The sequence below is a fragment of the Streptomyces saintjeani genome, from assembly GCF_055409605.1.
The window spans coordinates 6,864,495-6,876,178 of the sequence record NZ_CP189624.1; the positions used below are offsets into that span (position 1 = coordinate 6,864,495).

Here is an 11,684-nt window from a genome sequence, read left to right on the forward strand (position 1 = left end):
AGGGCCGGCCTTGAGGGGTGCCGCTTCCTGAGAGGCTGGGCCCATGCCGATCAGCGCCCGCCTCCTCGCCGTACCCGCCGCCCTGCTGGCACTGTTCACCTGGCAGGTGGCGGACGGCGGGCCGCTGCTGCGGTGGGACGAGCGGCTGAGTGCGGCGCTGCGGCACCCCGACCGGTTCGCCGAACTTCTTTCGGATCTCGGGAACGTCCAGGTGGCGCTGCCCGTTCTGCTGGTAGTGGCGGGATACGTGGCCTGGCTGGGGCGCCGGGCGGGTGAACCGCGGTGGTGGGGACCCGCCGCGGCAGCTCTCGCGGCGATGGCGCTGGTGCCGCTCGTCGTCGTACCGCTGAAGATCTGGACCGAGCGTCCGGGGACCCCGGCCGTACCCCCGGCGACCGGGTACTTCCCCTCGGGGCACACGGCGACGGCGATGATCGCGTACGGCGGCGCGGTGCTCGTGCTGCTGCCGTGGCTGGCGGCGGGGCGGGCGCGGCGTACGGCGGTCGGCGTGGCGGTCGTGCTGGTGGCGGCCGTGTCGTACGGGCTGGTCCGGCGCGGGTACCACTGGCCGCTCGACGTGATCGCCAGCTGGTGCCTCGGGGCGGTGCTGCTCGGGGCGTTGCGGCTGGTCGTCGTACGGATCGGTGCGCCGAAGCGGAGTGCGGGCGCCGTGCACTCGGACGCGTAGGACAAACGCCCGATCGGGCGCCCGGCCCTACGGTGGACAGCGACTGTCGACTTTGCGGAAGGGCTCCCGACGATGACTTCCACCCACGCCTTCTGGCTGGCCGGCCGCGAGGCCACCGGCGAGGACACCTTCGACGTGACGTCGCCCTGGGACGGGCGGCTCGTCGGGAAGGTGAGCGTGCCGACCGACGCGCAGGTCGAAGAGGCGGTGGCCGCCGCGCACGCCGTCCAGGGCGAGTTCGCCGCGACCCCGGCGCACGTACGGGCCGCCGCGCTCGACCACGTCAGCAAGCGGCTCGCCGAGCGCGCCGAGGAGATCGCCCAGCTGATCTCCGCCGAGAACGGCAAGCCGGTCAAGTGGGCGCGCGGCGAGGTCGGGCGCGCGGTGTCCGTGTTCCGGTTCGCCGCCGAGGAGGCGCGCCGGTTCAACGGCGGCGAGGCGCAGCGGCTCGACACGGACGCGGGTGGTCAGGGGCGGCTCGCGCTGACCCGGCGGTTCCCGAAGGGGGTCGTGCTCGGGATCGCGCCGTTCAACTTCCCGCTGAACCTGTGCGCGCACAAGGTCGCGCCGGCGATCGCGGCGGGGGCGCCGATCATCCTGAAGCCCGCGCCCGCGACCCCGCTCTCCGGTCTGATCATCGGAGACCTCCTCGCCGAGACCGACCTTCCCGCCGGTTCCTGGTCGATCCTGCCGGTGGCCAACGACCGTATGCCCGCCCTCGTCCAGGACGAGCGGCTGCCCGTCATCTCCTTCACCGGCTCCGAGAAGGTCGGTTACGCGATCATGGACTCGGTGCCGCGCAAGCACTGCACGCTGGAGCTGGGTGGCAACGGCGCGGCGGTCGTCCTCGCGGACTGGTCCTCCGACGCGGACCTCGACTGGGCCGCGACCCGCATCGCGACCTTCTCCAACTACCAGGGCGGCCAGTCCTGCATCTCCGTCCAGCGGGTGATCGTCGACGCGGCCGTGTACGACCGGCTCCTCCCGCGCGTCGTCGCGGCGGTGGAGGCCCAGGTCACGGGCGACCCGTCCGACGCGTCCACCGACGTCGGCCCGCTGGTCAGCGAGGACGCCGCGCGGCGGGTCGAGTCGTGGGTCGACGAGGCGGTCTCGGCGGGCGCCTCGCTCCTGACGGGCGGCAAGCGGGACGCCGCGTCGTACGCGCCGACGGTCCTGACGGACGTCCCCGACGGCGTCACGCTGGCCCGCGAAGAGGTCTTCGGCCCGGTCCTGTCGATCCAGAAGGTCGACGGCGAGGAGGCCGCGTTCGCCGCCGTCAACTCCTCCAAGTACGGGCTCCAGGCGGGGGTGTTCACGCACGACGTGCAGGCGGCGTTCCGTGCGCACCGGGCGCTGGAAGTCGGCGGCGTGATCGTCGGCGACGTCCCGTCGTACCGGGCGGACCAGATGCCGTACGGCGGCGCGAAGCTGTCCGGAGTCGGCCGGGAGGGCGTGAAGTTCGCGATGGAGGACTACACGTACGAGCGGGTGCTGGTCCTGACGGGGCTGGCGCTCTGAGGAACCGGGGTGCGGCAGGGGTCTTGCTAATGGGAACCATTTTCACCTAAGCTCTTTCCAGGCGCTGACCCGCCGTCCCATGAAGAGGTCCGGCACCGATGCCTTCCGGTGCCGGGCCTCTTCTGTATCCGGGTTCAGGCGAGCCCGGCCAGAAACCCGGCGTTCTCCGTGAGGCCGTGGCCGAGGGCTACGGGGTGGTGGGGGAGCCGCGCCAGCAGGTCCGCGACCTCGCGGCGGGCCTCCTCGCTGCCGCCGCCGTCCACGCGGGCGAGGGCGAAGATGTCGGGGTAGCGGTCTTCGGTCGCGCCGCTCATGAAGTCCGCGTCGGTCAGGTGCCGTTCGACGGAGTCGCGCGCTGGGGCGGCGCCGGGAACGACGCGAGGGAAGACGAGGGCCGCGGCCTTGCCGCCGGTCGCGAGCGAGAGGCCGAACCACCTCGCGAACTGGTCGGGGAAGACCTGGGCCTTGAGTTCCTTGCCGTCCTCCCGCAAGGGTTCACGACGGTCGGCGAGCAGGGCGGCCGTGACGCGTGCGTCCTGCGTCGGGTGCAGGGCCTCGCCGTCCCGGAGCCGATCCCGTGCGGTGTCGAACCATCCCAACGCGTCGAGCAGTCCGAGTCCGATCGCCGCGGCCGAGGGCCAAGGCAGGACGTCCACACCGCCGTTGCCGTCGGGGCGGACGAACACGCGGTCGTTGGCGAGGAGTTGGAAGCCGCTTCGGCTCGCCAGGGCCAGTGCGGTGGTCGTCTTGCCCGCACCCTTGTGCCCGAACGCCAGCACCGTCCGCCCGAGTTGATCCGCCACAGCCGAGGCGTGCAGCACCGACCAGCCCGTGCGCAGCAGGACACCGCGCATCACCTCACGGGCCAGGCGGGCGGTGGCGAGGGCGACGGGTTCGGATGCGCGGCCGGTGATGGTCAGGCGGCCGGACTCCGGTTCGGAGAGGTAGGCGAGCCCCTCGCCGGGGGAGACGGCTCGGACGACCGCCGCTTTGTCGTCCCGCGCGACCAGGGTCAGGGCCTTCGCGTACGTGGTGCTGGTGTGCGGGGCCAGGGTCACGGCGAGGGCGGCTTCCGCGTAGGCGTCGCGGTTCACTCGGGCGATGACGAGGGGGTGCGCTTCGGCGGCTGTTTCCGCCGCCTCCCACCAGGGGTCGAAGTAGCGAACGGCCCAGTCGGTGACGGCCCGTTCGACACAGGCGACGGTGACTGCCGCGTCGGCGGCCTGGAGGCGTACGAAGTGAGTGGTCACGGTGAGGTCCTTCTTCAGGGTGGACAACGTGCTGTAGGCGGCGCGGAGTTTGGACCGGACGGCTTCCAACTGCCGGGTTTCGGAGGGGTCCAGGGGAGGCGGGCACGGTACGGGTATGCCTTGGGCGCAGCGCAACGGGATTCTGAAGCGGTGGTCGGCGTGAGGGGCGGAGAGTTCCGTCCTTCACGCCGAGGAGCAGACGCAGCGCCGATACCACCGCACCTGCGGGTCCGTACCGCGTACGGCCGACACCGGCGCTGATCCGGCCCGGTCGCCGGGCGGGTTCGTCACGTACCTGCTGGAGGGGGACGGGAACGGGCATTCCGTGCCACGGCATCGCCACCGAGTTGCACCACCGCCTGCTGCGAGGACTGGACGTCGAGAGGGTCACCCTCACGGTCCGCCCGGAACCCGAGGCCGCTCCCGCGAGGTCCGCGTACGAGGCGTGGGGGTACCGGAAGGCTGGGGTGTCCCGCCCGTTCGAGGGCTCGCCGCTGTACGACTGCATGGTCCGTGAAGGGGCGTGAATTCGACGGGCGGCGGAGCGAGGTCCGTTGATAGCCTGCAATCTTCGCCGGTCACCCGGACGGAGTCACTCAGGGGTTGCCATGTCCCCCCAGCAGGAACTCAGGTCGGCGCTGGACGCGTTGGAGCGGGCGTTCGCGGGTGAAGAGGCGTTCAGGGTCGAGGGGTGTACGTACTGTTATGCCGAGCGGGATTTCGTGGAGCTCTCGGGGGCGGTGGAGCTGATACCGGAGGATCTGGTGCGGGCGGTGGCGTCGGAGGTGCCGGAGCACTGGGACGACTTTCCCCGGCTCTACAGGCGGCTGACTCCGAGGATTCTCAGGGGAGTTGTCACCGGGCGGCTGCACACCGACGAGGAACTGATCGCGACCCGGCTGCTGGAGGCGTCGTGGACCGCGTGGGACCCGCCGCTGGTGGCGGCGTTGCGGGAGGTGTGGACGGCCTGGTGGCGGGCCACCCTGGCGACCCACCCCAGTGCCGCCAGGCCCAGGAAGGTCCTCGCGCTCGTCACGGTCGCCACCGGCGGACTGCGGCCCTGGCTGGACGCCTGGACCGCCACCCGCACCCCGGCCGCCGACACCCACCTCGCCGACTTCGTCCACGACGTCCTCTTCGAGTACGAGGTCACCGACCTGCACATGGGCTTCCACGACGAGTACCACGCGACCCCGGAACTCCTCGACTGGCTCCTGAACGACGTCCGGGAGCGCGCCGACGACATCCGGCTCGACGACCTCGCCGAGTACATCGGGTACTCGGCCGGAGGGTACTCAGCAGGAGAACCCCACATGCGCCAGCCGTAGCGGCCCGCGCAGCCTGACGTGGACGTCGTGGACGCCGGTCAGGGCGAGGGGGGCGTTCAACAGGGTGTAGGTGTAGGGGGAATCGGTGGGGGAGGAGAGGCGCAGGACGGCCTGGACGCCGCCCGCCTCCAGGGTCAGCTCCCCCTCGCCCGCCACCTCCGCCGTGACCCGCGTCGCCCCCGAGCCGAAGTCGCAGGCCCGGTACACCAGTTGGGCCACCCCCGAGGCCCCCGGCATCACCGCGTCCCCCGCCCGCTTCGTCCGGTCCACGATCTCCGCGCCGCCCTGTTCGTCGAAGTCGGCGGCGGGGAGGCCGAGTCGGAGGACGGCGCGCGGGGTGGCGGGCTCGCCGGTGAGCATCAGGGTCGTACGGAGGCGGATGTCCTCGCTGGACGTGCCGACGAGGATGTCGTACTCGCCGGGGTCCAGGCGCCAGGAGCCCCGGGCGACGTCCCAGAACTCGAAGGCGGACAGGGGGACTTCGAACGACGTCTCGTGGCGGGCCCCCGGCGGCAGGGTGATGCGCGTGTGGGCCAGCAGCTCCCGCCGGGGGCGCGTGACCGACGGGTCCACGGCCCGGGTGTACAGCTGGGGGACCTCGTCGGCGGTGACGGCGCCGGTGTTGGTGACCGAGAAGGACACCTGGACGGCCGTGTCCGTCGCCGAGACCTTCAGGTCGCCGTAGGAGAAGGACGCGTAGGACAGACCGTGGCCGAAGGGGTACAGCGGCCTGCCCTCGAAGTACAGGTACGTCTGGCGGCTGCCGATGACGTCGTAGTCGAGGAGGTCGGGGAGGTCCGCGTCCGACTCGTACCAGGTCTGGGGGAGCCGGCCGGCGGGGGAGACGTCGCCGGCGAGGACACGGGCGAGGGCCGTGCCGGCCGCCTGGCCGCCGTGGGCCGTCCAGAGCACCGCGGGGAGCGGGCCGGGTTCGAGGGCGTAGGGGTAGGACGAGGTGAGGACCAGGACCGTACGCGGGTTGGCGGTGCGCGCGGCGGTGAGGAGGCCGGCCTGGTGCGGAGGGAGGTCCAGGGTCGAACGGTCCTCCGTCTCACGGCCGTTGATGTGCGGGTCGTTGCCCGCGATCACCAGCGTGACGTCCGCGTCGGCGCAGACCCGGGCCACCGCGTCCTCGCCGCGCTCCACCGTCACCAGCTCGAAGATCTCCGGATCTTCGGCGGCAACCTTCACCCCGTCGGCGGCGACTCGGACAAGCAGACCTGTGCCGAGATGACGGAGGAGGTGACCTTGCTCGTGGCCCTTGCCGTGGGGTTCGAGGCGGAACGTCTCCTGTACGACCCACCCGCCGGGCTGATCGGCGGACGCCCGCAGATACCCGTCCTCGGCGACGGACAGGTAACGCCCGTCGGGCGCACGCAAGGTGAGGACGCCGTTCCCCCAGTCGGCGAGGGCGAGTTCGGTCCCCACGCCGGACACCGTCAACGGCGGGATGTCCGTACGCCCCTTGAGCAGCGCCGGGTCCAACGCCCCCTCCGCGCCGCGCACTTCGTCGTCCGACTCGGTCGCCGGGACGGCCAGGTACGACCCCGCCGACGTCTTCAGCAGGACCCGGTCCACGCCCTCCACGAACTGCACGCGGTCCGCCCCGAACCGCTCGTACAGCCCCTCCAGCGGAGTCGAGCGGTGGATCAACGTGCCGCTGTACCAGTCGAGTTTGCACTCGTCGGCGAGCAGCCCGACGACCGCGATCCGCGCGTCGGGGGCCAGCGGCAGCATGCCGTCGTTGCGCAGCAGGACGATCGCCTGCTCGGCGGCCTCCTGCGCGAGCGCGCGGTGCTCCGGGGTGTCGAAGGCGGCGCCGGACGCGTACGGGTCCAAGGACGGGTCGAACTCGCCGAGCCGGAACCGGACGGAGAGCTGGCGCCGTACCGCGGTGTCGACGTCCTTCTCCGTCAACAGGCCCTGCTCCAGAGCCCCGTTGACCCGTTCGACGGTCTTCGTGCCGTCCGTGCCGTGGTCGGTGAAGCTGTCCACGCCCGCGAGGATCGCCGCCGCCGTGGACTCCTCGTACGTGTCGAAGTAGTGCTCCGGATCGACCAGGTTGGAGGGCGCGCAGGCGTCCGAGCAGACGAACAGGTCGGCGTCCGTCCAGGTCCGCAGGTGGTCGTTGAGGTACGGGGAGACGTGGTTGGGGCGGCCGTTGACCAGGTTGTACGCGGGCATCACCCCGGCCACCGCGCCCGCCTCGACCGTGGCGCGGAAGGCAGGCAGGTCGTACTCGTGGAGCACGCGCGGGCGGACCGAGGACGACGAAGTGTCGCGCCGCGTCTCGTTGTTGTGGGCCAGCCAGTGCTTGAGGACCGGCGCCGTACGCCAGTACACGGGGTGGTCGCCGCGCAGTCCGTGCGTGAACGCGGTCGCGATCGCCGACGTCAGCCGGGGGTCCTCCGAATAGCCCTCCTCGCCTCGGCCCCACAGCGGGTGGCGCAGCAGATTCACCACCGGCGCCCACACGTTGAGGCCCACCCGGTCGTCGCGCGCGCTCATCGCCCGCGCCTCCTCGGCGACCGCCTCGCCGATCCGGCGCGCCAGCTCCGGGTTCCAGGTCGCGCCGATCCCCACCGCCTGCGGGAAGACCGTCGCCGGGCCCATCCAGGCGACGCCGTGCAGCCCCTCCTGTCCGGTGCGGAACGCGGCGACGCCGAGCCGCTCGACGGCCGGGGCGTACTGGTGCAGGAACGCCGCCTTCTCCTGGAGCGTCAGACGGGACAGCAGATCGTCGATGCGCTTCGCGAACGGCAGGCGCGGATCACGGAAGGGCGGCGTGGAGGGCGTGGATGCGGTCACGTGAAGTTCCCTTTGCGGTGGACCGGAGCGGCTCTTTCGAAGCGCTTCGATGCTCGGCGGGCAGCGGTGCGGGTGTCAAGGGACCGCACCGTTATTTCAAGTGGCGCATACAGGAACCTCCTGCCTCTCGGGTCCGAGGAATATTGGAAGCGACCCTTGTGCGCCCTCAGGGCTTCACTTAACCTCACAGCAACATCGAAGCGCTTCGACTAAGGGTCCGTCAGGAGTCCCGGGGCATTGGTCGGACGTCCGCTTCGGCTCAGCCAGTTCCACCGATGACACCGCAGCCGACGAGCCACCGCCGGGTGTCCTGGTGCGCCACGAAGGGTTGACGCAATGACGCCGAACGCCGCTTCCGCCTCCTCCGGTCCCAGCCGGAGAAGCTTCCTCGCCTCCACGGCGGTCGCCACCGCCGCGGTCGCGGGTGGGATGCCCCTGCTGAGCGCCTGCGGCGGCTCCGACAGCGGCTCGCGCGACGGCACCACCTCGGGCAAGAACGCGAAGAGCCTCCTCCCGGCCTACGTCGCGAGCAACGTGGTGACGCCCGACATCCCGTCGAAGAACGGCTCCGCGGTCGGATTCATCAGCAAGGTCGACACCGCGACCCTCAAGACGTCGGTGCCGAAGAAGCTCGGCAAGGGCGGCAAGCTCACCGTCATGGCGCCGCTCTGGGGCTCCCCGCCCAAGAGCGACAACGCCTACTACAAGGCCATGAGCGACCTGATCGGCGTCGACCTCGCCTGGCAGAACCAGGACGGCAACACCTACGACCAGAAGCTCGGCGCGGTCCTCGCCTCAAGCGACGTACCGGACGTGGTCGTCGTCCCCGGCTGGAACATGGGCGGCAAGATCCCCAGCGCCATCATCGGCAAATTCGCCGACCTCGGGCCCTACTTGTCCGGCGACGCCGTCAAGGAGTTCCCGAACCTCGCGGCGATCCCCACCGACGCCTGGCAACGCTGCATCTTCGGCGGCAAGTTGCGCGGACTGCCGATGCCGTCGTCGTACGTCGCGAACATCGTGCCCTTCTACCGCAAGGACATCTTCGACAAGGAGGGGTACCAAGTACCCACCTCCGCCGACGAGTTCCTCGCGCTCGCGAAGGACATCACCAACGCCAGGGCCAAGCGGTGGGCCTGCGGCGACATGAAGTGGACCGCGTTCAACGCGTTCGGTGTGCTCTCCGGCGGGGAGAAGGCGCTCGGCTGGAACCAGGTCGACGGCAAGCTGGTCTACCGCGTCGAGACCGAGGAGTACCTCGAAGCCCTGGAGTGGACGAGGAAGCTGTTCGCCGCCGGCGTCGTCCACCCCGACGCGCGGCTCGGCAAGAGCCAGGCCGTCGACCCCAGCACCAAGTTCGCGGCCGGCGAGTTCCTCATCTACAACAACGACCTCTCCAGCTGGTGGGGTCAGCAGGCCATCCAGGCCGCCCACAACCCCGACTTCAAGATCTGGGGCATGGACATCTTCGGCAACGGCGACGGCCCCCCGAAGCTCTGGGCCACCCAGCCCGCCAACATCTTCGCCTTCGTCAACAAGAGCGCCTCCGAGGCGGTCGTCCGCGACGCGCTCGCCGTCGCCAACGTGACCGCCGCGCCGTACGGGACGAAGGAGTACATGCTCACCCAGTACGGCGTCGAAGGCACCCACTACAACATCAAGGACGGCGTCCCCCTCAAGACCGACCAGGGCAACATCGACCTCGCCAGCAACCTCGCGCTCGCGAGCCCCGCCGCGACCATCGCCCGCCCCGACTTCCCCGACATCGGCCGCGGCGCCGTCGAATGGCAGCAGCGGATGGGAGCGCTCACCAAGAAGTCGACCTTCTTCGGGCTCCAGATCACCGAACCCGCCCGCTTCACCAACCTCTCCAACACCATGGAGCAGTTGGAGGACGACATCGTGCGCGGGCGCAAGAAGATCAGCGACATGCAGGCATGGGTCACCGACTGGCGGAAGAAGGGCGGCGACGGACTGCGCGACTGGTACCAGAAGCTGCTCGACGACAACGGCACGGCAGCGAGCTGACCCGGCGAGGCGAGGAGGACGGCCGTGTCCCACAGCACGGTGCCTCGGAGCGGGACCGAGGCCGACGAGACGGGGAAGCGGAGTACGGCGACGTCCGGCGCCGCCGTCAACTCCCCCAGGAAGAAACGCCCGAAGAGGAAAAGGGAGTCAGGGAAACTGAGCGTACGGCTGCGCTTCCGGCGCGACCGCGTGCTCATCCTGATGACGCTGCCGGCCGTACTGCTGGTCCTGCTCTTCAACTACGTACCGATCCTCGGCAACGTGGTCGCCTTCCAGGACTACGACCCCTACGTCAGCTCCAACGGCGTCGTCTCCATCCTGCACAGCCCCTGGGTCGGGCTGGAGAACTTCCAACGCCTGTTCGAGGACTCGGCGTTCTGGGACGCGGTCACCAACACGCTGGTCCTCTTCTTCCTCCAGCTCGTCCTGTACTTCCCGATCCCGATCCTCCTCGCGCTGCTCATCAACAGCGTCGTACGGCCCCGGATCCGGGCCTTCTCGCAGGCGATCCTCTACCTGCCGCACTTCTTCTCGTGGGTGCTGGTCATCGCCGTCTTCCAGCAACTCTTCGGTGGCGCCGGGCTGTTGTCGCAGCTCCTGCGGCAACACGGGTACGACGGCATCGACATCATGTCCGACCCCGGTACCTTCAAGTTCCTCATCACCGCCGAGAGCGTCTGGAAGGACGCCGGCTGGGGCATCATCGTCTTCCTCGCCGCGCTCGCCTCCGTGAACCACGATCTGTACGAGGCCGCCGCGATGGACGGCGCCGGACGGTGGCGGCGCATGTGGCACGTCACGCTTCCCGCTCTGCGGCCCGTCATCGCCCTGCTGCTGGTCCTGCGCGTCGGGGACGCCCTCACCGTCGGGTTCGAGCAGATCCTGCTGCAACGTGATGCCGTCGGACCAGGTGCCTCCGAAGTCCTCGACACGTTCGTCTGGTGGAACGGCGTCCGCAACCAGGACTTCGGGTACGCGGCAGCCGCCGGGCTCATCAAGGGCGTCGTCAGTCTCGGTCTCGTCCTCGTCGCGAACAAGGTGGCCCATCTCATGGGCGAGCAGGGGGTGTACAAGAAATGAGCGCCGTACTCGACAAGTCCGTCCAGAAACCCGGCCGCCTGGCCGCTCCGCCGCGTCCCGTCTGGGAGGAGGAGCCCACGAAGGCGGGGATCGCGGGGAAGGGGGTCGTCCTCGCCCTCGCCTGCCTCTCGATCCTCTTCCCGCTGTGGATCGTCGTCGTGACCAGCCTCTCCTCCCGGGAGACCATCGACAGAGCCGGTGGGCTCGTCATGGTTCCCAAGGGGGTCACGTTCGTCGCGTACCGCGAGCTGCTCAGCGGCGGGCAGGTGACGCGGGCCGCCGTCATCAGCGTCCTCATCACCGCCGTCGGTACGTTGTTCTCGATGGCCGTGTCCGTGCTGTGCGCGTACGGGCTCTCGCGTACCGGGTCCCTCGGGCACCGGTGGATGCTGATGCTGCTGCTGGCCACCATGTTCTTCAGCGCCGGGCTCATCCCCACGTACCTCCTGGTCCAGTCCCTCGGGCTGACCGACACGTACCTCGCGCTGATCCTGCCCAGCGCGATCAGCGTCTTCAACATCCTCGTCCTGCGCGGGTTCTTCATGGGGATCTCGCAGGAGCTGATCGACAGCGCGCGCATCGACGGCGCCGGGGACTTCCGCATCCTGCGGCAGATCGTCATGCCGCTGTCCCGGGCGGTGCTCGCCGTCATCACCCTGTTCTACGCGGTGGGTTACTGGAGCGCCTGGTTCAACGCGTCCCTGTACCTCAACGACCAGAACATGATGCCGCTCCAGAACGTCATGATCCAGCTCGTCCAGAAACAAGAGGCCCCGGTGGGTCTGAGCCAGGCCATCCGTACGGGGGAGTTGTCGGGGCTGGCGGTCCAGATGGCGGTCATGGTCATGGCGTTGCTCCCGGTGGCGGTGCTGTCGCCGTTCGTCCAGAAGCACTTCAAGAAGGGGATGCTGACGGGGGCGGTGAAGGGGTGAGAAGGGTATCGCCGCCGGGTGCGGACAGATCGTGGCTGGTGTGAGAGCGCAC

The 11,684-nt window shown here is 70.1% G+C and carries 8 protein-coding genes and 1 pseudogene; 7 read left to right on the forward strand and 2 right to left on the reverse strand.

Features of this window, described 5'->3' with window-relative positions:
* The first annotated feature begins 43 nt into the window (after positions 1-43).
* Both ACQCO7_RS31370 and ACQCO7_RS31375 read left to right on the forward strand, forming a co-directional pair.
* On the forward strand, positions 44-688 hold the full coding sequence (locus tag ACQCO7_RS31370; protein ID WP_464074947.1) for a phosphatase PAP2 family protein: 645 nt from the start codon (positions 44-46) through the stop codon (positions 686-688).
* 72 nt (positions 689-760) lie between these two features.
* Positions 761-2,206, forward strand: coding sequence for an aldehyde dehydrogenase family protein (locus tag ACQCO7_RS31375; RefSeq protein ID WP_464074948.1), 1,446 nt, complete (start codon positions 761-763; stop codon positions 2,204-2,206).
* 134 nt (positions 2,207-2,340) lie between these two features.
* Here ACQCO7_RS31375 and ACQCO7_RS31380 read toward each other — a convergent pair whose 3' ends face one another.
* Positions 2,341-3,456 carry a phosphoenolpyruvate carboxykinase (ATP) gene (locus tag ACQCO7_RS31380; RefSeq protein ID WP_464074949.1) on the reverse strand — a complete coding sequence of 372 codons (1,116 nt, stop codon included), beginning with the start codon at positions 3,454-3,456 and terminating at the stop codon, positions 2,341-2,343.
* A 332-nt stretch (positions 3,457-3,788) separates the two neighbouring features.
* Here ACQCO7_RS31380 and ACQCO7_RS31385 point away from each other — a divergent pair.
* Positions 3,789-3,983 (forward strand): annotated as a pseudogene (locus ACQCO7_RS31385) (N-acetyltransferase); the annotation flags it as partial.
* A gap of 81 nt (positions 3,984-4,064) precedes the next feature.
* Positions 4,065-4,784: a hypothetical protein gene (locus ACQCO7_RS31390; protein ID WP_464074950.1), complete on the forward strand. Its 720-nt coding sequence runs from the start codon at positions 4,065-4,067 to the stop codon at positions 4,782-4,784.
* On the opposite strand, the gene ACQCO7_RS31395 is transcribed toward ACQCO7_RS31390, so the two are convergent.
* Entirely contained in the window at positions 4,752-7,592 is a 2,841-nt protein-coding gene (locus ACQCO7_RS31395; RefSeq protein ID WP_464074951.1) for a glycoside hydrolase family 3 C-terminal domain-containing protein, read from the reverse strand. The genes ACQCO7_RS31390 and ACQCO7_RS31395 overlap by 33 nt on opposite strands.
* A 336-nt stretch (positions 7,593-7,928) precedes the next feature.
* Here ACQCO7_RS31395 and ACQCO7_RS31400 point away from each other — a divergent pair, with 336 nt between their 5' ends.
* From ACQCO7_RS31400 to ACQCO7_RS31410, 3 genes are read left to right on the forward strand one after another with little or no spacing between them, the layout of a single operon-like run.
* Positions 7,929-9,620 (forward strand): extracellular solute-binding protein, encoded by a 1,692-nt coding sequence (locus ACQCO7_RS31400; RefSeq protein ID WP_464074952.1) that lies wholly within the window; start codon positions 7,929-7,931, stop codon positions 9,618-9,620.
* Positions 9,621-9,644: 24 nt separating this feature from the next.
* The gene (locus ACQCO7_RS31405) at positions 9,645-10,700 is read left to right on the forward strand and encodes an ABC transporter permease (RefSeq protein ID WP_464074953.1); all 1,056 of its coding nucleotides are present in this window, start codon (positions 9,645-9,647) and stop codon (positions 10,698-10,700) included.
* On the forward strand, positions 10,697-11,632 hold the full coding sequence (locus ACQCO7_RS31410; protein ID WP_464074954.1) for a carbohydrate ABC transporter permease: 936 nt from the start codon (positions 10,697-10,699) through the stop codon (positions 11,630-11,632). The genes ACQCO7_RS31405 and ACQCO7_RS31410 overlap by 4 nt, the downstream gene beginning before the upstream one ends.
* The last annotated feature ends 52 nt before the right edge of the window (positions 11,633-11,684 follow it).

Bases quoted from the DNA above. Each gene is read 5' to 3' on its own strand.
- ACQCO7_RS31370 (WP_464074947.1), top strand. From the start codon at position 44: ATGCCGATCAGCGCCCGCCTCCTCGCCGTACCCGCCGCCCTGCTGGCA.
- ACQCO7_RS31375 (WP_464074948.1), top strand. From the start codon at position 761: ATGACTTCCACCCACGCCTTCTGGCTGGCCGGCCGCGAGGCCACCGGC.
- ACQCO7_RS31390 (WP_464074950.1), top strand. From the start codon at position 4,065: ATGTCCCCCCAGCAGGAACTCAGGTCGGCGCTGGACGCGTTGGAGCGG.
- ACQCO7_RS31410 (WP_464074954.1), top strand. From the start codon at position 10,697: ATGAGCGCCGTACTCGACAAGTCCGTCCAGAAACCCGGCCGCCTGGCC.
- ACQCO7_RS31400 (WP_464074952.1), top strand. From the start codon at position 7,929: ATGACGCCGAACGCCGCTTCCGCCTCCTCCGGTCCCAGCCGGAGAAGC.